This is a genomic window from Vibrio sp. J2-4, assembly GCF_021728155.1.
In the GTDB taxonomy this organism is placed as follows: Bacteria; Pseudomonadota; Gammaproteobacteria; order Enterobacterales; family Vibrionaceae; genus Vibrio; species Vibrio diabolicus.
Genome location: NZ_JAKKCN010000001.1, coordinates 796751 through 816949, shown reverse-complemented (window position 1 = coordinate 816949; position 20199 = coordinate 796751). Strand labels below are relative to the sequence as shown.

The 20199-nt window shown below is 44.4% G+C and carries 21 protein-coding genes; 10 read left to right on the top strand and 11 right to left on the bottom strand.

Annotation, left to right across the window (positions count from 1 at the left end):
* Positions 1–13: 13 nt before the first annotated feature.
* The 4 genes from L3V32_RS03670 (at position 14) to L3V32_RS03655 (ending at position 3831) form a co-directional block, all read left to right on the top strand.
* Positions 14–688: a GntR family transcriptional regulator gene (locus L3V32_RS03670; protein ID WP_005377862.1), complete on the top strand. Its 675-nt coding sequence runs from the start codon at positions 14–16 to the stop codon at positions 686–688.
* 30 nt (positions 689–718) lie between these two features.
* Positions 719–1483, top strand: a complete 765-nt coding sequence (locus L3V32_RS03665; RefSeq protein ID WP_139060185.1) for a transcriptional regulator — start codon at positions 719–721, stop codon at positions 1481–1483.
* 364 nt (positions 1484–1847) lie between these two features.
* Positions 1848–3440 carry a S41 family peptidase gene (locus L3V32_RS03660; RefSeq protein WP_134646779.1) on the top strand — a complete coding sequence of 531 codons (1593 nt, stop codon included), beginning with the start codon at positions 1848–1850 and terminating at the stop codon, positions 3438–3440.
* 70 nt (positions 3441–3510) lie between these two features.
* The gene (locus tag L3V32_RS03655) at positions 3511–3831 is read left to right on the top strand and encodes a hypothetical protein (RefSeq protein ID WP_005397755.1); all 321 of its coding nucleotides are present in this window, start codon (positions 3511–3513) and stop codon (positions 3829–3831) included.
* Between the two features lie 71 nt (positions 3832–3902).
* Here L3V32_RS03655 and rlmF read toward each other — a convergent pair whose 3' ends face one another.
* Positions 3903–5030: a 23S rRNA (adenine(1618)-N(6))-methyltransferase RlmF gene (gene rlmF / locus L3V32_RS03650; RefSeq protein ID WP_237283821.1), complete on the bottom strand. Its 1128-nt coding sequence runs from the start codon at positions 5028–5030 to the stop codon at positions 3903–3905.
* Positions 5017–5532, bottom strand: coding sequence for a YgjP-like metallopeptidase domain-containing protein (locus L3V32_RS03645; RefSeq protein WP_226421840.1), 516 nt, complete (start codon positions 5530–5532; stop codon positions 5017–5019). Before L3V32_RS03645 ends, rlmF begins: the two co-directional genes overlap by 14 nt.
* Before the next feature lie 138 nt (positions 5533–5670).
* On the opposite strand from L3V32_RS03645, the gene L3V32_RS03640 reads away from it, so the two are divergent.
* The gene (locus tag L3V32_RS03640; RefSeq protein ID WP_005377871.1) at positions 5671–5901 is read left to right on the top strand and encodes a glutaredoxin family protein; all 231 of its coding nucleotides are present in this window, start codon (positions 5671–5673) and stop codon (positions 5899–5901) included.
* A 27-nt stretch (positions 5902–5928) separates the two neighbouring features.
* Here L3V32_RS03640 and L3V32_RS03635 read toward each other — a convergent pair whose 3' ends face one another.
* Positions 5929–6798: a LysR family transcriptional regulator gene (locus L3V32_RS03635; RefSeq protein ID WP_213868416.1), complete on the bottom strand. Its 870-nt coding sequence runs from the start codon at positions 6796–6798 to the stop codon at positions 5929–5931.
* A 106-nt stretch (positions 6799–6904) separates the two neighbouring features.
* On the opposite strand from L3V32_RS03635, the gene L3V32_RS03630 reads away from it, so the two are divergent.
* The 3 genes from L3V32_RS03630 (at position 6905) to L3V32_RS03620 (ending at position 9476) form a co-directional block, all read left to right on the top strand.
* Positions 6905–8128, top strand: coding sequence for an MFS transporter (locus L3V32_RS03630; protein WP_237283820.1), 1224 nt, complete (start codon positions 6905–6907; stop codon positions 8126–8128).
* 89 nt (positions 8129–8217) lie between these two features.
* On the top strand, positions 8218–8790 hold the full coding sequence (locus L3V32_RS03625; protein ID WP_237283819.1) for a DUF1415 domain-containing protein: 573 nt from the start codon (positions 8218–8220) through the stop codon (positions 8788–8790).
* Positions 8791–8900: 110 nt separating this feature from the next.
* A complete protein-coding gene (locus L3V32_RS03620; RefSeq protein WP_005397767.1) occupies positions 8901–9476 on the top strand; it encodes a nucleoside triphosphate pyrophosphohydrolase family protein in 576 nt (191 codons plus the stop codon).
* 68 nt (positions 9477–9544) lie between these two features.
* Here L3V32_RS03620 and btuD read toward each other — a convergent pair whose 3' ends face one another.
* The 8 genes from btuD to cobT all read right to left on the bottom strand — a co-directional run bounded on the left by btuD (position 9545) and on the right by cobT (position 17610).
* Positions 9545–10312 carry a vitamin B12 ABC transporter ATP-binding protein BtuD gene (gene btuD / locus L3V32_RS03615; protein ID WP_237283818.1) on the bottom strand — a complete coding sequence of 256 codons (768 nt, stop codon included), beginning with the start codon at positions 10310–10312 and terminating at the stop codon, positions 9545–9547.
* Positions 10299–11294, bottom strand: coding sequence for a vitamin B12 ABC transporter permease BtuC (gene btuC, locus L3V32_RS03610; RefSeq protein ID WP_053807303.1), 996 nt, complete (start codon positions 11292–11294; stop codon positions 10299–10301). Before btuC ends, btuD begins: the two co-directional genes overlap by 14 nt.
* 82 nt (positions 11295–11376) lie before the next feature.
* Positions 11377–12405: a succinylglutamate desuccinylase gene (locus L3V32_RS03605; protein WP_006741645.1), complete on the bottom strand. Its 1029-nt coding sequence runs from the start codon at positions 12403–12405 to the stop codon at positions 11377–11379.
* Positions 12406–12679: 274 nt separating this feature from the next.
* Positions 12680–14476: a M3 family oligoendopeptidase gene (locus L3V32_RS03600; RefSeq protein WP_047008666.1), complete on the bottom strand. Its 1797-nt coding sequence runs from the start codon at positions 14474–14476 to the stop codon at positions 12680–12682.
* Between the two features lie 128 nt (positions 14477–14604).
* Positions 14605–15219: an alpha-ribazole phosphatase gene (gene cobC, locus L3V32_RS03595; RefSeq protein WP_074191208.1), complete on the bottom strand. Its 615-nt coding sequence runs from the start codon at positions 15217–15219 to the stop codon at positions 14605–14607.
* An 11-nt stretch (positions 15220–15230) separates the two neighbouring features.
* Positions 15231–15764, bottom strand: a complete 534-nt coding sequence (gene cobU / locus L3V32_RS03590; protein ID WP_047008664.1) for a bifunctional adenosylcobinamide kinase/adenosylcobinamide-phosphate guanylyltransferase — start codon at positions 15762–15764, stop codon at positions 15231–15233.
* Entirely contained in the window at positions 15761–16567 is an 807-nt protein-coding gene (locus L3V32_RS03585; protein WP_161443143.1) for an adenosylcobinamide-GDP ribazoletransferase, read from the bottom strand. The genes cobU and L3V32_RS03585 overlap by 4 nt, the downstream gene beginning before the upstream one ends.
* A complete protein-coding gene (gene cobT, locus L3V32_RS03580; RefSeq protein WP_048626282.1) occupies positions 16567–17610 on the bottom strand; it encodes a nicotinate-nucleotide--dimethylbenzimidazole phosphoribosyltransferase in 1044 nt (347 codons plus the stop codon). Before cobT ends, L3V32_RS03585 begins: the two co-directional genes overlap by 1 nt.
* A 247-nt stretch (positions 17611–17857) precedes the next feature.
* Here cobT and L3V32_RS03575 point away from each other — a divergent pair, with 247 nt between their 5' ends.
* On the top strand, positions 17858–18547 hold the full coding sequence (locus L3V32_RS03575; RefSeq protein WP_005397784.1) for an NAD(P)H-binding protein: 690 nt from the start codon (positions 17858–17860) through the stop codon (positions 18545–18547).
* A gap of 200 nt (positions 18548–18747) precedes the next feature.
* The gene (locus L3V32_RS03570; protein ID WP_005377885.1) at positions 18748–20121 is read left to right on the top strand and encodes an L-cystine transporter; all 1374 of its coding nucleotides are present in this window, start codon (positions 18748–18750) and stop codon (positions 20119–20121) included.
* The last annotated feature ends 78 nt before the right edge of the window (positions 20122–20199 follow it).

Here is a 20199-nt window from a genome sequence, read left to right as displayed (position 1 = left end):
ACGGGAGACTTCAATGTCACAGAAACCTGTTTTTAAAACGCGCACTCAGCTCGTTGAGGAAGCAATTCGAACTCAGATCTTGAAGGGCGAGTTAAAAACTGGTCAACCTTTACGTCAAGATGCGTTAGCAAAAGAGTTTAATGTTAGCCGAATTCCTGTGCGTGAAGCGTTAGTTCAATTGGAAGCACAAGGACTCGTTAGCTTTGAACCTCACAAAGGTGCGACGGTCACTGAGCTATCTCCAGAGAAAATCAATGAGCTATTTGAACTGCGCGCTGTCGTGGAATGCCACATTTTAGAGCGTGCGATTCAAAATATGACAGACGCTGACCTTGAACGGGCGCGCGAAGTTCGCGAACGTTTCGAGTCAGTAGTGAACAGTGGCGACGAAGTAGAAGAATGGAGCAACTACAACTACGAGTTCCACAAAGCCCTATATGCGCCAGCCAACATGCCTGAAACTATGGACGTCATTTACAACTTGAACACAAAGTGTGACCGATACATACGTATGCAGCTATTGTTCACAACAGGCATTAAAAAGGCAGAAGAAGAGCACTTAAGCTTGTTTGAAATGTGCCAAAATCGCGATATAGAAGGCGCCAAGTACCTGCTGAAAAAACACATTCTAGAAGCAGGCACAGCGATTCGAAACCTGCTGCTTGAAAGGCAAAATATCAGCCAGTAAACGGAATAACGAATAAGGTGATATTCAAGGATGAATGTTGGACCAAAGTTTTTACTCGCAGCGCTACGACAAAAAATTAAAGAAGAAGGGCTTTGCTATAATTCCTTGTCAGAGAAAAGTGGCATCCCTTTATCTAGTATTAAACGCCACCTACATAATCCTGCTTTAGGTTTGGATAAAGTACTTGTTTATCTGAACTACCTGAATACCGATCTCATCGAACTCGCAACCTTAGCCAACGAGCTTCAGCACCAAAACGAGCAAATGCTAACAGATGAAGAGAGTGCCCTTTTCGTTGAGCATCCTTATTTACTTGATTTTATTTATATGCTGACTTCTCGTGATATTAAACCGCAAGAGATAGCCCATACTTACGGACTTTCTGATACAAGCTTACGATTCTATTTGCGTATCGCGGAAATTCTAGGATATGTCGAAAACTTCGGAGACGGCTTGTTTTACCGTTCTGGTCGTCGATTTATTATGGAAGAAGGTACCGCATTGGACACCTTATTCAAAGAGCGATTTCAACAAGAGTCGCTTTCTCATAACATCAACCCAGGTGTGTGTGTGGGTCGCATTAGGCTCACCGAAGAGCAAAAAGTGCAAATAGAGGACGAGCTTTGTAATAAATTAGCGAAACTTAACGCAGTTAACACTTCCAACAACGAAGGTGAACTAACAAATATATTAATGCGCTGCACTCCTGGCGCTCAGATATTTTTCGCAGATGACTTGCCGGATATTGATGGAAGCCTGTTAAAGCACGTCGCCCAATTGACTAAAATAAATTAAAACATCAGATTAAAAATTTACCCCAAACCTAGAACGCATCATTTATTCCTACCAAATCTCTAATAAGTAGAGTTTCCCGTCCCGAAACTTACTTTCTATTTAGCAAACAACAATTAGTCGACTAAGAGAACCCTCCATTTCATCTTTGTTTTTTTCCTTATTATTACGCTGAAACTACTAAGGAACTTAAGGAATAACTAATGGATTTATAAGAATAAAAGATAAACATTTTTACGTTATTTACCTCACACTCTTTAAATATAAATTTGCAGACGAACGAATTAAATTAATACATTCACTTAGCTAATAAAAACAAAAGCAAAACAGATAATTATAATTCTATTATTTATAAGGACATAGAAAAGTGAAATTTAAGTATTCTTTAGCAACGGCAGTCACTCTCGCATTATTACAAGGTTGTGGCGGTGGCGGCGGTGATGGTTCATCTACTCCGTCAACTAGCAGCGCAACCGGACCAACATGGAAAGCCGGTGATTTTAGCCAACCATCAAGCTCGTTTGTCAACCAATGTGAAACCCCACGAGTGGGTCGAGACCCATATAACAATTATGCCGCCTATCCAGATGAATTAGGTTCTGCTTTACACGAAAAACTCTTTTTAAGAGCTTTTACTAACGAAACTTACCTTTGGTATGACGAAGTTCCTGATAATAATCCAGCAAACTACAAAACCGTGACGGATTACTTCAACACATTGGTCACCTCTGCTACTACCACGACTGGTAAACCGAAAGATCGCTTCCACTTTACCGTCCCTTATGAAGATGATATGAAGTCATCGCAATCTGGTTTAGTCGCTGGGTTTGGTTTTAACTGGGCATTCCTACGCGGCGTACAACCTAGAGACGTTCGTATCTCCTATACTGAAGAAGCTTCTCCAGCTGATAGAAACGGCATTGCTCGCGGTGATAAGCTTCTTAAAATCAATAATATTGATGTTGTTAACACCGGTAGTCAGTCCGACATTGATTTTATTAATAAAACTCTATTTAACCCTGACATCAATCAAGATTACACCTTCACATTTGAGAGTGTTGACGGCCTGGAGAAAACCGTGACGCTTACCGCCTCTGATGTCATGACTTCTCCAGTTAAAAATGCCAAAGTGATCGCACACAATGGTATGCAGATCGGCTATCTACAATACAACTCATTTGAACCAAGCGCTCAAGCCCCACTTATTGAGGCGTTCAGTACGCTCTCGGCAGAGAATGTTGACGAGATCGTCGTTGATTTACGTTACAACGGCGGTGGCTTAGTCCTTCAGTCCTCGCAAGTAGGCTACATGCTAAGCGGTGCTGGTCAGAACCGAGTCTTCAGTGAGTTGATTCACAACGACAAAGTGATGCGTACCATTAAAGATGGGGATAACATCTATCGCTTTACGAATCTAGCAATAGACTGGGCAGCACAAAAGTATTCGGACCAAGTGCTGCCGACACTGAACAAAAAGCGCGTATATGTGCTGACTTCAGGAGGCACGGCTTCCTCAAGTGAACTGTTGATCAACGCTTTGCGCGGCATTGATGTTGAGGTTATCCAAATAGGCTCAACAACCACAGGTAAACCGTATGGGTTCTCAGCGGAACAAAACTGCGGCACTATGTACTACACTATTCAGTTCAAGTCAGCGAACGAGAAAAAATTTGGCGACTTCTCTGATGGTTTTATTCCTACTCCAAAGAGCCAAATCAATACCGAGCTAGGCTTAAACAATAGAGTGGAAGGTTGCTGGGTCAATGACGACCTAACAAAACCATTAGGCGATCCGTCTGAAGGTATGCTTTCTGCGGCACTAAACTACATGGAAACTGGAACCTGTCCGCCAGTCTCCTCTTCAAGTTTCAACGCCATGCCGCGTAACATTTCATCTCCGGAGTTAAGCGATCTTCGCTCTCCGCTACGAACAGAGGCAATTCATGTTGAGATCAACTAACTTTTTACGAATGCTGATTCGGGTTGCGCTTTTCTTAGGCACTTCGATTTCTTTGATAGGATGCCAAGCTATGTCACAAGAACCCGTTGAAGCATTGAGTAAAAAGAACTCTCCGGAAACAGTCATAGAGATTCAAAACGCGATCGCAGAAATCCAAGGGACACCAGCACCTAGAATCGCAAATAACGTATTTGAATCCTCACCGCATTTGTTGATTGAAAAAGGACGAGTAAAAGGGAACAACAATCAACTGTTGGATGGCAGCTATACGGATCTTCCAGACCAATATACGTTGCAGATAAGAGGTGAAACCTGTGGCTTGTACTATGCCAAAACAGATACTTTTGTCTCTCTCAGTTCACTAGATTGTGAGCCCATCATTAAGTTTTAGATCTCCCAAAATAGAAGCCCGCTGATATCAGCGGGCTTCCTACTTTATTGTTCAGTGTGAAACGGTCAATGTTACTTTAATTCAATCCATGCTTTGCGCTGTTGTTTATCCATGTATGACCAAGCTACAAAGCGGCTCACTTTCTGTCCTTGACTCATTTCAACAACACGAATGGCTTTCACACCCAATTTTTCAAGCTGCTTGCGCATCGGGCGAACGTTGTCTTTTTTGGATATGAGTGTTGTAAACCACAAGACCTGCGCGGCAAAAGCTTGGCTTTCATTCGCCATTTTTCGGATAAACGCCGCTTCTCCGCCTTCACACCACAATTCAGCGTTTTGACCGCCAAAATTCAACGCAGGTTTACTTGTCTTTACTTGTGCGGTTTGAGGTTTTAGCCCTTTCTTACGCTGGTTTGCTTTTAGATTATCGATTTTACGCTGGCTGCCCATAGCGGCATCTTCCGCCGAACGGTGGAATGGCGGATTACATGTCGTCACATCATAACGATCATTCTGTTGAATGATACCTCGATAAATATTGGCATCATTGTGTTGCTGTACCAGTGCAATTTTTCCCGTCAAAACACGATTGTGCTCTACGATCGTTTGAGCCGATTGGATGGATTTTGGATCGACATCGCTGCCCGTATAGTGCCAACCGTATTTTGTTACACCAACAATCGGATAAATACAGTTTGCTCCCACGCCAATGTCCAACGCTTTCACTTTTTGGTGCGCGTACTGACCTTTTACTTCACCATCAAGTAGTTCTGCCACTCGGTGAATGTAATCAGCTCGGCCCGGAATCGGTGGGCAAAGATAGGTGTCGGGAATGTCCCAGAACTCGATACCATAATACGCAGCAAGCAATGCTTTATTGAGCATTTTGACAGCGTTAGGATCAGAGAAGTTTATGGAATATTCCCCTTTCGGATTTTTGATAACGAATGGCTTTAACTGTGGTTCACTTTCCACGAGTTTTTTAAAATCGTAACGACCTCGATGAACATTACGCTCATGCAAACCATTCTTCGCTATTTTTATGAACTCGACTTCGCTCTTTCCTGCAGGCTGCGGGGATTTGCTCGCAACTTTGTCTTTAACACGCTTCGGCTTGGCTTTATTCGCGTCTTTATTCTGAGCCGCCTTTGAAGTCTTTGGCTTTGCTTGCTTCGCGTTGTGATTATTGTTCTTCATTCAAATTCGCTTTTAAATCGAGGTAAATCATAAACAAACGAGCATCAAATTCGAGTTGGTGATACTCAGGCTCCATGTAGCAACATAGCTGATAGAACGCCTTGTCGTGGCTTTTCTCACGAGTATGCGCCAACTCATGTACCACCAGCATTCTTAATAGTGGCTCGGGCGCATCCTTAAATACATTGGCAATGCGAATCTCGTTTTTCGACTTCAGCTTACCGCCATGGTTTCTACTGATAACACTGTGCAAACCAAGCGCATTGTTTACCGCGTGAATTTTCTTATCGTAGACAACTTTACTGATTGGCGCGGCTTTCTTCATGTAGCGGTTTTTGATTGCCATGGCGTACTCATAGAGCGCCCTTTCGCTTTTGATTTGGTGCCTATCGGGATAACGCTTTTCGAACCAAGGAACAAACTTGCCACTCGCTATCAATGAGCTCACCTGCTCTACGATGTTTTGTGGGTAGCCTTGAATGTATCGAAGTGACGGATGCATAGAATTAACGTCTGTTATGACAAAATAAAGGCGCTCAATATACCTGAGATAAAGGACAGTTTCACCTTAGCTTTCGCCTTTCATTTATGACGAAAGGCCGTTAAACTTCGCCTCCCAATGATAATGGAGAGAAATTCAATGAAACGTGTCGTTCTTTATGTCAAAGACAAATGCCCTCACTGCAAAGATGCTCAACGTTATCTGGATTCGAAAAATATTAACTATCGTTTGTGCAATGCTAAGATGCAACGCGGTCGCAAAGAACTTGATGCGCTTGGTGCTCGTTCAGTGCCAGTTTTAAAAATTGGTGATCGGGTAATGATTGGCTGGAACCCAAAGAACTTCGAGAAGATGTACAAAGGCGACTAGTGCTCGGACGATGAATCTGCGCTGCGTTTAAACGTAGCGCTTGATAAAGTCGATAAACGTTCGATCTGCTATTGATAAGTACCCCTGCTTGCGCCAAGCAAGTGCCAGATCCAGCGTAACTGGTGGTTCAAACGGTAAGCCAACAACGCCCGACTCATGTTGGGTCACCAATTCCAGTAACGCGGTAATCGCAAACTCTTGTTTCACAATACTCAAAATCAAAGGCAGTAAGTTGGTCTCGAATGATGACTTCATGGTAAACCCATGCTCCTCACTCACCTGATCCAAAAATTCGCGGTGAAAATAGCCATGCTGAAACATAACCAAATCGTGTTCAAAGAACTCATCAAAAGTAAGAGAGTCTCGCTGGGCTAACTCATGCTCAGGAGAAACAACTGCGACCATTTGGCTAGTAAATAAATGGTCAGTTTCTAGGTCATCAGGCACGTTATCACAACTGATCACACCGATATCGAGTTGACCATTAAGCAGCATACGACGAATCGATTGAGTCCCAGCTTCGACCAAGGTCAATTTTAACTCCGGGAACTGGCTTTTAAACGCCATCACGATTCGTGGAAAGAAATAACTGCCCATCATTGATGGCGTCCCGAGCCTTACTTCGCCTTTCGCTAAACCTTTCAACTCATCAATCGCGAGCTGCGCGTCGTGCAACTGTTGAATCACCCGCTTAGCATGTATAAGTAGCGTTTCGCCCTCTTTCGTTAAGCTGATTTTTTTATCATCACGGCGAAATAGGGTCACGCCCAAAGACTGCTCAAACTTTTTGATAGAAATGCTTAATGCGGGCTGGGCAATATGCAGGGCTTTCGCCGCATGGGTAATATTTCCATGTTCAGCGACCGCCAGAAAATGTTTAAGTTGTTTCGATTCCATTAGATCAAAAATATATGGTGTCCATATTTTTAATATATTTTTTTAATTTATAACGAACTGATAGATTGATCACAGTCTCTCCATTTGCTCACATTAGGCAGGATTCATGGTCAGTTTTGGCACACCGGAATACAAACGCATTACGCTCTCGCTAGCGCTTGGTTCCTTCTTGGTTTTTTCAAATTTATACCTACTACAGCCAATGCTGCCCACTTTTGCTCAAATTTTCACGATCTCAGAAACGCAAGTGAACTGGTTATTTGCGGCCTCAACACTCGCTCTCTCTTTTAGCCTCGTTCCAATGGCTGTGTTGTCAGAATCAGTGGGAAGAAAGCCAGTCATGATGGTTGGTCTGTTTTCGATTCCTACCCTTTCCGCTTTGATGCTGTTTGGTGACTCATTTCTGTTTTTGGTGGTATGTCGAGCACTGATCGGTGTCGCGCTCGCAGCTTTTGCTGCGGTCGCCGTGGCTTACATGGCAGAAGAGCTCGACAAGCACGCTTTCTCGATGGCAATTGGAACGTACATTGCGGCTAACTCATTAGGCGGTATTGCAGGGCGTATTAGCGGCGGCTTATTGGCGGACAATTTCAGTGTTGATGTTGCCATTGAAGTTATGATGGTGTTCACTCTTCTTGGTGTCATTGGCGTTCACTATTTATTGCCAACACAGCGCAACTTCACCCCGTCATCAAGCAGCTTGCGCCATCAAAATCGTGCGCTTATTGGTCATTTTAAAAACCAACGCGTGTGGTTCGCGATGCTGATAGGAGGACTAAACTTTGCTTTGTTCGTCAACCTTTACTCCGTCATGGGTTTCCGTCTGGTGAGTGAACCTCACAATGTGCCCGTCGGGTTGGCCTCACTGATCTTTATTTGTTACTTGGGAGGGACTTTCTCCTCTCGTTGCGCAGGCCACTGGAGTAAACGTTATTCATCAATCCTCGGTATGTTCTTAGGCGCGATAGTGAGCATGACGGGAATGTGGATTGCTGCGGTTGAGAGTCTGACCGCAATGCTAGCTGGGTTGTTGCTGATAAGTTTTGGTGCCTTCTTTACTCATACCCTCGCCTACGGTTGGGTCGGTCAGAATGCCACTCGCGCCAAAGCCACCGCGACAGCGCTCTACTTAGTACACTACTATGTAGGCGGTAGTTTGGGAGGATTCTTACTTCTTTATTGTTGGCAACATGGTGGTTGGTCGAGTGTTCTTCTGGGGGGAAGCGCCGTCTACCTAGCAATGTTTGCTGCAATTGCGTATTTGAAACACATTGCCGAAAGAAAGCATACTGACCAAACACCTGACGCTGCGAGTTTAAAGAGTAGCTAAGGTACGCTCATTTGCGTAATACCTCTCTGGTTACTTGGATAACCAACTCTGCTATGCTTGGGCTACTTTAATAAAAACCAGAAAGTCGTATGTCAACGCGTTCAACACAAAACACAGATATCGAAGCGATCACTCAACAGGTCGATCAATGGCTCAACGATGTGGTAATCGGACTCAACCTTTGTCCGTTTGCTGCCAAACCGCAACGTAATAAACAAATCAAAATCTTTGTTAGTGAAGCGACTCAAGAAGCAGCGCTTCTTGAAGATATTTTATTGCAGCTGATTGAGCTGAGTAACACAGAACCCGAACAGCTTGAGACCACGTTGGTTGTGGTTCCCAACATGCTACAAGATTTCTGGGACTACAACTTTTGCATAGATTGGGTTGAAGGACTAATTAAGCAGCAAAACTGGGAAGGTATTTTCCAAGTGGCGACTTTCCATCCTGATTACTGTTTTGGCGGCGCAAGGCCTGAAGACGACGAAAACCTGACCAATCGTTCTCCTTACCCAATCTTCCATTTGATTCGCGAAGAGAGTATGGAAAAGGTACTAAAACACTATCCTGATCCTGAATCCATTCCCGATACGAACATCGCTCGTGTTTCCGCCCTTTCAGAGGAAGAACGTAAAAAGCTGTTTCCTTACCTATTTCGTTAAGCACCACCATTACCCAAAGGCAGATTTATCACCAGTTGGATGCAATGCCCTTGGGGTTCAAAGTGCGGTTTGGTATCATTGCCGCTTCAATCGATTCAATGGAAATTAGAATGCAACTGTCAAAGCTAACCCAAGAGATTTTTGATCACTTATACCGTGATATCACCGAGTTCCGTAGTACGTTCGACTTACCAGTCGCAGACGCTGCAAGCCTTGATGCACAAGCAGATACACTACACACCTCTTTGGCGATCGAAGAGCTAACAGAGCTAGCAGAAGCAGATTGTAAAACTGAGCAAGCAGATGCCATCGTAGACAGCGTGTATGTATTAATGGGCCGTCTCGTTCATCTTGGCCACAGCAAAGTAGAAGACAACCTAGCGATCAGCTACTTAATTGATCTTCTATTAAACGTTGCGGTAAACCGTGGTATCGAATTTATTCCTTGCTGGGATGAAGTACATTCAAGCAACATGAGCAAAGTATGCCGTAACGAGCAAGAGTACTCAGAGACAGAAGCATTTTACGCGGAACAAGGCATCAAGTTGATGGCGGTGCAGAAAGGTGAATACATCATCGCGAAATGCGCCGAAGATTTCGTATCGGAAGGTAAAACCATTCGTAAAGGCAAAGTACTCAAATCAGTTTACTACCGCCCAGCAGATCTAAAACCGCTAACTCAGTAAGCGTTGAGTTTGGCTATCTCGATTAAAAAACGACCTCAAGTAGGTCGTTTTTTATTGTCCCTTAAATACTAATCAAAGATTAAATAAGGTTGCTCATCTACGATGACCTTTTTGACTTGAGTATTGAATACTTCCCCGAGGGCTTCTTCCGTTAGCACAGTATCGGCATTTCCTGATGAGTGCAGCACACCATTGTTAAGCAACAATACTTTATCTGCGTGCTTTAATGTGCGGTTGAGATCGTGATTAGCAACCAATACTCCAATTCCCTGCGCCGCCATAGCGTTAATCAATTGATAGAGCAGACACTCTTGCGCAATATCTAACGGTGCTGCTGGCTCATCCAAAATTAAAAACTGCGAAAAAGGATTAATGGTACGCCACACCTGCAAACATACACCTGCTAATCGGACACGCTGCCACTCACCACCGGATAATGTTTGAATACTGCGATGAAGCTTATCTTGCAGTTGTACCAGCTCCACCACCATATTGACGGCATCACGCACTTTGATATCCGCAATCTCAGCGCCACTCGGCAGAGATAGGGCGAGATACTGAAAAACATCGACATTAAATGCTGGACGTGATTGCTGACACAAATAACCTCGAACATGTGCTTGCTCTGACAACGGTAAAGTAAGCAAGTTTTTGTTGCCAACGTACACTTCACCACTCATACCCTCTCGGTGGCTTAACGTGCCAGAAATCGCAGCCAATAAAGTGCTCTTACCGGAACCATTAGGCCCAACGACATGTACGATTTCGCCTGCTTTGCATTCAAAAGAAAGAGGCAATAATCGACTACCAACCGATATATGTTTAACGTGCATCATGACTCTTCACCAGCATCCAGATGAAAATGGGTGCGCCAATCGATGTTGTCATGACACCTAAAGGTAACTCAGCGGAGTCCAATAAAAGTCTTGCGCCGATATCAGCAAATACAAGTAACGCTGCGCCAGATATTGCAGAAAGTGGCAATAAATAACGGTTTTCTGTACCAAAAGCCAAACGCAACAAGTGCGGTACCACCAAGCCAACAAAGCTGATGATGCCACCCAAAGCGACTGAACTACCTACCAAAACAGAAATGGCTAGGATCAGTTTCCAACGCATTTGATGTACATCGACACCCAATTGGGTCGCATGAATCTCACCCAGCATCAATTTATCAAGCGACTTGCCTTTACAACACAACCAGATAAGCACCGGCAGCATCACCAAGGTAACGGTATGTTGATACCAACTTGCACCACCAATGCTGCCCATTAACCAATACATCAGTTGGCGTAAGCTAAGATCATCACTAAAGTAAAAAGCCCACGTCACAATCGCGCTCGATAAAATACCCAATGCGACCCCAACCAAAAGCAATCGAGCCGTCGTCAGGTGCATTGCCCTTGCTATCGCCACCAAAACAAACGTGAATACCATCGAGCCTGCAATCGCTGCCAACATAAAAACAATCGGGGTGGGAAGAACAGGTGACGCGAACATGATTAAGACCATTGCTAAGCTTGCACCACCAGATATACCAAGCACGCCGGGTTCAGCCAAAACGTTCCCAAGCAACACTTGTAACGTCGCGCCAGATACCGCTAACGCAGCACCAATAATTGCCGCAGACACCAACCTCGGTAAACGCAAGTCCACCAGTAGCTTATGTTCAAATGCAGATAAAGATTGAAAAGGAGAAAGGAAAATTTCTCCGACCATCAAGTGGATGGCAGAGAGTACAGCGAGCACGATCGACATAACCATCAGGTTACGTTGCCAGCGTCGTTCCTTGTTCAGGATAAGTTGTTGAAAATCCATAGCGGCCGATAAAAACAAACGAGGCTTAACCTTACAGTTAAGCCTCGGTAAATTGCAATTAACTTCTCAAAGCAATGTTGGATTAATCGTAAACCAACTCGCCCTCTTCAAAACGGGTTTTCACTTCACAAACCATCAGAGCTGCACGTTGACCTATTGCGACATGGCGGTTCGGGAAGACAATCGCTTCATTTTCGTTCTTCGCCATTAATGGTTTGTCGCCATCATGACCAAACACTTCGCCGTGAACAAATGAAGTGAAGTTTTCAACATTGTCGTCGAACATAAAGTCAAAGTCTTCGTTCAGGCGAACGATTGTGCGACTTACGCGATATTTAATGCATGGTTTTGGTAGGTGTTCTGGCTTCGTTTCCGCAATCAAATTACGTAAAGACAAATCAAACGCAGTCAATTTATCGAGGTCATTTTCACCAATACGAGCCACACGACCAAGCTCCATTGTGAGAGCTTGCGCACCAAAGTTCTCGGCACTGTACCAGCTAAACGTACTAGATGGTGAGTTTGACAAGAGCACAGCTTCAATGTGTGCACTGTCCAAGAAATCGATTAATGCCTTGCTTCGCACAGGATGACGAGTCTTAGGACTTACTGCAAACGTATAGTGCTTCGAACCTCTAATCGCGCAGTGTAAATCAAGGTGCCAGCGTGTTGTCGGGTCGGTATCCTGATAAAAATCTCGAACAAGCAGCTTAAGCGTATCAGCGATGACAAGCTCTTTTGTCTGTTTGTGTTCTTTTTCGTCAAACAGACGGTTGAGGTTTTCTTCAAGGAATCGCGTGTGCGCAAGAGTGGATTCTGGATGAGCGATAATGAATAGACAACGGGTATCGACCGTCTGGAACCCAGATTCTATGTCTTGAATAATGGAATCCACCAGCTCCATCGGTGCCGTTTCATCTCCGTGAACCCCACAAGAGATGATGACGTTCTTCGTATCCTGAGTATAGTTCTCAGGGATCACTTCTAGTACACCACGCTGATAGAGTTTAAGTTTTACACCGTTAGAAAGCACCTGCTCCGCTGGTGCAACATCGATATGAACATCTAACGTGTCAGTTAAAAACGATTGGCGAAAGAGAGACTTCGTCATGCGTTACTCCTTAATAGCACGGCGGGTATGTTAATAAATTGTACAAAGGATTTTTGTTGCTGCGATCTCACTTATGAGTAGAAATCACTATTTCCCTCGAAAATCCGATACCTTTTCGCGCCAGGCACTCAAATCAAGCATTGAGGCGTTTAATTTTTAAACAATTACAAAGTGTTAGGGCTGTGAACTTTACCACAGCCCTGATTAAGATCATTATGATTTGATCAAATTTTTGTAGCTATAAAGCAGATTATGCATCAACACTGCGAAAAACTTAGCCGCGCTGTGCGAGCAAACGCTCAAACTCATCGACTTTTTCACGCACTAGCTCAACGCTCTGCTGCCAAAACGTTGGTTGAGTTAAATCCATCGATAGATGCTTTTCGACAACATCTTCCGCCATCATGCAGCCAGTATCGCGCAGCAAATTGATGTAATCGGTGTAAAACGCTTCGCCTTTGGTTTCTCGCTGTGCATAAATACCCTTGCTGAATAAGAAACCAAACAGGTATGGGTAGTTATAAAAACTCACACTATCGATAGAAAAGTGCAGCTTGCTTGCCCAGAAGTACGGATCCGGCTCGCTCATTACGTCGCCATACCATTCTTTCCAAGTTTCAGACATCAACTCACAGAATTCATCTGCGGTTAACTCTCCATCCTGGCGGCGTTCATAGAACGATTTCTCAAACTCATAGCGGACCGGAATGTTGATCATTAAAGCTAGCGCAGATGACAACTCTTCCCACAACATCTCTAGCTTTTCATCGACGCTCTCCGCTTTCGAAATCAAATGATCACGAACGATGTTTTCTGCAAAAATAGAGGCGGTTTCTGCTAACGTCATTGGGTAGTAAGTTTGGCAAAGTGGCAAATCACGAATAACCCAGTTATGGAACGCATGGCCAAGTTCATGCGCGAGAGTCATCAGGTCTGAGCGACTGCCACTCCAAGTCATAAACACAAGTGGTGTTCGCGTTGCTGGCAGTTTGGTGCAGTATGCACCAAGGCGCTTGCTGGCATTTGGCGCGGCATCAATCCATCCGTTTTGTACCATCAAACGGACAAACTCCGACATCTCAGGGTTTACTGTTTCAAATGCTTCACAAATAACATCAATCGCTTCATCAAAGTCGTAGACCTTCGCTTCACCGCTCAAAGCAGGCATAGCCGCCAGATGATTCCAAGGTTTCATCTCATCCAGACCATGTACTTTCGCCATCAATAAACCCGCTTTCTGACCAATAGCTCGACTGTCTTTGGCTACGGTCATCATCGCATTTAAAGTTTCAGCTTGGATTCGGCTACCATGCAAACTCGGCTCTAGGAAGTGAACTTCACGCTTCGTCGAACGCTTTTTGTTTTCAGTTAAACGCCATCCTGCTAACGCATTCAAAATTGCAGCGAATGATTCTTGGTGCGTTTGCATTGCATCTTGTACGCCTCGCCAAGCGGCTTCTTGACGCTCGAATTCAGAACCATAAAGAATGCTTGCCGCTTGAGAAAACCCAAGCACTTCACTCTTACCATCTGCATACTCAAGCTTCACTTTCAATGAGCCAGTCAGGTTATCGTATAGGTTACCCCAAGCCGATTTACCATCCACACTCATCGCAGCAAGTAACTGTTCTTCGGCGTTACTAAGACGAGTATCCGCCAGCTTTCTGGAGTTCAAGATAGAAAATGCTTGCCCACTGATATCAGGATTCTCATGATCTAACACGCGCAAGATAAACTCTTCGTCGGCATGCGTTAGTGTCAAATCAAAGGGACTGAACGCTTGAGAAAGCTCCGAAAAGATGCGGGTCATTTTACCAAGTAACGATTTCGCTTCGGCGTTTGTTGCATCAACAGAAGCATAACAACTCGCAAAATTTGCAACTGTGCCCGCTAAACGACTCGCGGCTTCATTGGTCAAAATCGCATTTTGCATGATCTCTACGTTGCCGCAATCTGCTGATTGTTTATTCAAAAGATCAATACATTGTTCAACAAGAGCAATATCGTCTTGAATTCGTGGGTCAGAAAGGTCGTTATAAACGATGGACAAATCCCAACTCGGCGTTGTCATTTCTATATTTCCTTTTTATGTAACTGAGTCAATTTTCGCTTCCTGCACCTAGCAGATGGGCTTCCACTGACATCTTCCGTGACTATGCCCATAAGCAGTATCGCTTTGGGCATTTTAATATTTATAAATTAACGAGTTAAAAGAGGTACGCCAATCGAACGCACCGAGGCGTAAATTTGCTCATCTATGGTAATTGTTATATGCGTGACAGAAGCGTTTCCTATCGACAACGTCGAATACCACTTGGGGTTACGCCAATCTAACTCCAATACATGAGCAAGAATCATACGAATGACGCCACCATGCGTGACGATAAGTAGATTGTCATTGATATCGTTGATGATTTGAGACCAAACGCGACATATGCGCTCAGAAAATGTGCTTAAGCTCTCAGCGTTCGGCAACGTATGTTGTGCTGGCGATTGCCAAAAAGCATCTAGCTTTTTCCACTGCTCAGTGAGCATATCAAAAGGCATACCATCAAAATCACCAAATGCCATCTCTTGTAAAGATTCATCCGTCATTACTGGTAATAATTGCTGTTCAGCAATTATATTTGCCAGTTCTTGACAACGTGAAAGCGGAGAACAAATCACTCCACCCACACCTCGTCCACTCTCGATCCAAGCCCGAGCAATGCTTTCTTGGTCAGCAGGCGTAACTTTTACATCTGTTTGGCCATGGAGTCCTGGTGGAGCATCTACTTTTCCATGACGCACAAGATAGATATTGAGTGTTTTCATTTTGTTCCATCCTACTCTTTAAGAACCAACGGCAAACCAGCAGCAACAAAGGTAACACGATGGCAAACACTGGCTAGTTTTTGATTCATCCGTCCTGCATTATCCACAAAGTAACGACTAACCGCCCCCAAAGGCACAATACCCATTCCAACCTCGTTAGAGACGAATATTAACGTCGCATCTGAGCCACGTACCACCTGTATAAGCTTTTCAATTTCTGCTTCTAGCTTCTCATTGGAACATTCATCACCTAACTCAAATATCCAATTATTGAGCCACAAGGTTAAACAATCGACCAGTACAACATCGGTGTTAGCGAAATTTGTCAGTAACTCAGATAAATGAAGGGGGCATTCATGCTCTTGCCACTCGCCCCCTCGTTGCTTTTGATGATGCGCTATTCGCTCTCGCATTTCTTGGTCAAATGGCTGCGCGGTTGCAACATAATGTAATGAGTGTTGAGAAGTGGTCGATAATTGCTTGGCTGTTTTTTCCGCCAAATGCGACTTCCCAGAGCGCGCGCCACCGAGTATCAATTGCTTCATGAGATGTGATAAAACCCAATCATAGTGAGATAAACAAGCAGTTCCGATAGCTGCTGCGCTGCGCCAAGACAATCCCCCGTAAAGCCGCCAATTCGCTTGGTTAACCAACGTTTGAACATCAAACGAAATACCACGAGAACAAGCGATATAAAGATCGCCTGCGTGATACCAAGCACAAGCAATGTTATGCCACCAGTAAACAACAAAATGGAGACTTCTAAAGAAGACTGGCTATTTGCCAGCGGTTTACTTTTCGACGTATCACTGTCACTGACATAGGGCATGTCATAAATAAGCGTCGCGGCTAGTGCTCGGCTTGCGGTATAAGCGACGACAATGACCAACCAAAACTGCGGCAAGTTAGCCAGTTCACTCCAAAAAACATACTTAGCCAATAACGCCATAATGAGAGTGGCTGCACCATAAGTGCCAATGCGGCTGTCCTTCATAATAGAGAGGCGTCGCTCGACAGTCATGCCACCGCCAATGCCATCCGCCATATCAGTCAAGCCGTCTTCGTGAAATGCCCCTGTTAACAATAAGCTAAACACCATTGTTAATACTATGGCAACCGATTCTGGGAAAAGAATTGAGGTGAGCGAAAATACCAGAGCACAAAGCGCTCCAATTACGAGACCAACTAACGCGAAATAACGTCCGGCCTGATTCATGCGTTCTTCACTGTATGGCAACGCTTGGGGTACGGGTAAGCGACTAAAAAAACTGATAGCTAATAGAAACAACTCCCACTGGTATCTTAACGATGATGGCGTGACGTTCTCAGAATTATCAGGGACTGACACTATACTGTAACTCCTGCACTCTCAAAGCTCGCCATCTTGTTGTAAAACTGGGCAGCAGCTTTTAACAAGGGTAAGGCAAGAGCGGCTCCGGTTCCCTCCCCTAATCGTAAACCAAGATCGAGTAGAGGTTCTGCTTTTAGGTACTCTAATACAAACTTATGTCCATTTTCTTCGGAGCGGTGGGCAAACAACATGTATTCGCGTGCTTCTTCGTCTAGCAACGTTGCAATATACGCAGCAACCGATACGATAAATCCATCCACTAAAACTGGGGTTTTAAGCCGCTTGGCTTCTAAAAATGCGCCCACCATTTGTACGATTTCAAAGCCTCCAACCTGTGCGAGAATCGCTTTAGTATCAAGACCTCGACATCGGTTCACGCCCTGTGCCACTAGTTTATATTTACGGCTCAACTGCTGTTGATTGATTCCTGTACCGACACCAACACAATAATCAATATCTAATGAACTCAGCGCCGATAACAGTGCGGAAGCCGAACTGGTGTTACCAATGCCCATCTCACCGAACATCAATAGATTTGAGCCAGACAAAATGGTTTGCTCAGCAATCTTCGCACCATACTCTAAACCTAGCGCCACTTGTTCTGGGGACATCGCTGATTGTTTAGAAAAATTAGCCGTACCGTTACCCAACCGTTGTTCAACCAAGTTTGGATGAAACTTAAATTCTGGAACCAGCACATCAATAGGTGCCAACATGCCGCAATCTATTACTTTGAGTTGGATGCCATTGATGTCGCAAAAGCAGTTGATGGCTGCGCCGCCGGCGAGAAAGTTAGCCACCATTTGCTGAGTGACTTCGCTTGGCGCAATGCTTACGCCTTCCTCTGCAACGCCGTGATCTCCAGCAAACACCAGCATGCTCGGTTTACAGATAGCGATGGAATCAACTGGCTGAGGTTTATCCTGACTTTGAATAAGAGCTAGCTGTAGTGCCACCTTTTCCAATAAGCCTAAAGAACCGACGGGTTTGGTTTTGTTATCTATGCGCGCTTGTATCTCCGCTGCAAAAGAGTCATCCATTTTTTACGTTCCTTTGATGTTGTCTGGGTGAGAGGTGTTCCATTGATTAAGAAATCTTGCTCAGCCCCAGTTTTGAGCGTCCACTATTGTATACCCTTGCATCCGCTTGGGGCAGCGCTAATCAGATTTCTGTTAGGAAAGTCTACTGAGTTCGCAGAGCGTCTCACCTTTCGAGCATTCGATTATAAGTAACTCCTTGAAATCCGCTACAATAGCTTAGGCTATATTCCCATATAGGAGAAAGGATATGGATAACAACACCTGCGCCATCATCGCTGGGGCGACTGGCTTAGTCGGTTCAAAAGTCATTACAAACCTCATAAATCAATCAGGTGTTGGTACCTTATATTATCTTTCTCGCCGCCCACTCGATGGCGTCCTAGATGCGGACAATAAGCTTGTTCCTCTCATTGATGCCGACCTCTCTATCCACCAATGGGATGATAACCAGCCAACACCGACCATCGGCTTTATTTGTTTAGGCACAACTCTTAAGCAAGCAGGCAGTAAGGATAATTTACGTAGAGTAGATGTTGATCTGGTGTGTAAAGTCGCCCAACAGATGAAAACGATCGGAGTCAAACGCCTTGCGGTTGTTTCTAGCCTTGGTGCAAATAGTAAATCACCATCCCATTACTTAGCCTGTAAAGGACAAATGGAACAAAGAATCGAAGCTATGGGTTTTGAGGAAATCGTGTTTGTTCGCCCAGGCCCGCTTGTTGGTCAACGTCAAAGCCCAAGAACGGACGAGAAGTTAGTGCAAACTCTGTTTAAGGTAATTCGCCCATTCATGCTTGGCAAACTGTCCAACTTTTTACCTATTCGAGCGGAAGATGTCGCCAAAGCGATGATTTATCAACTTTTCAGTTATCAAGAAGACTCGGTGGTTTACTTACAAAGGCAAGAAATGCGTGACTTACTGCATCACTACGAATAACCATTTTGTACATTTAACGTTCTAATTCACACTCTCACGCGACTTAGATCTCGTTTTTATATTCATTTTAGATCTAGCTAATACCCGTTTGTCATTTTTAAAGTTATATCGCGAGCGTTATCTTACGCCCCATAAACAAATCCGTATAAAACCCCGTATAAAAAACAACCGCCATTTCGGCAGGTTGATAAGGTCAGATTATGAATTTTGCAGTGATAGCCTCTCTAGCCGTCTTTGTTGGCATATTGTTCTTTCTTTTTAACCAACAACAAAAGAAACACACACTTTCTCGTCTCGTTTTAATCGGTCTTGTTACTGGTTCTCTTTTTGGTCTTGCTTTGCAACTCATTCACGGTGAAGGCAACAGCGCAATTGCTCAAACACTTGAATGGGTAGGCATTGTAGGCAGTGGCTACGTTGGTCTACTGAAAATGGTCATCATGCCACTAGTATTGGTATCGATGATCTCTGCAGTTGTTAAATTGGAGAAAGGTGGATCATTAGGTAAAATTTCTGGCCTGACCATCTCTGTTCTTCTAGTAACGACTGCAATTGCTGCACTTATCGGTATCTTGGTGACAACAACATTTGGCCTGTCAGCAGAAGGGTTAACTGAAGGTGCTCGTGAAACCGCTCGTATCGCCGTTTTAGAAAGCCGTGCTGGTACAGTAAGTGACCTGACTATTCCTCAAATGCTAGTTAGCTTCATTCCAACCAACCCATTTGCTGATCTAACAGGTGCTCGCTCGACCTCAATTATCGCTGTCGTTATCTTCGGTGTATTAACCGGTATCGCCGCTCGTAAGGTGATGATGGAAAAAGCAGAGTTAGAATCACCGATTCGTACTTTCGTAGAAGCAGCTCAATCAATCGTTATGCGATTAGTGAAGATGATCATGGCGTTAACGCCATACGGCATCGCAGCACTGATGGCAAAAGTGGTAGCGACATCAAGCGCAGGCGACATCCTAAACCTACTTGGCTTTATTGTGGCGTCTTATGTTGCTATCGCTCTGATGTTTGTTGTTCACGGCGTATTAGTCTCGTTTGTCGGCGTTAGCCCTGCGGAATACTTTAAGAAAATCTGGCCTGTACTGACCTTCGCGTTTACATCTCGTAGCTCAGCAGCAACGATCCCACTAAACGTAGAAGCGCAAATCACCAAGCTTAACGTTCCACCAGCAATTGCAAACCTATCAGCATCGTTTGGTGCCACTATCGGCCAAAACGGATGTGCAGGTATCTATCCTGCAATGCTGGCAGTGATGGTAGCTCCGACAATGGGCATCAACCCACTGGATCTACACTTTATCCTGTCATTGATTGCGATTATCACCATCAGTTCATTTGGTATCGCTGGTGTGGGTGGCGGCGCGACGTTTGCAGCATTGATTGTTCTTCCTGCAATGGGCTTGCCTGTCACCATCGCGGCGCTGCTTATCTCTATTGAACCATTGATCGATATGGCACGTACCGCACTGAACGTTTCAGGATCAATGACTGCGGGTACAATTGCTAGCCGAGTGCTGAAGTCACCAGAAAGTGAAGCAACATTGGAAGAAACACGAGCATAGAACTCAAATTCTTTCCAAAGCGATAAAACGTAAAGTATCAAGCCGATGGTTCGCCATCGGCTTTTTCATTTTCAAAAA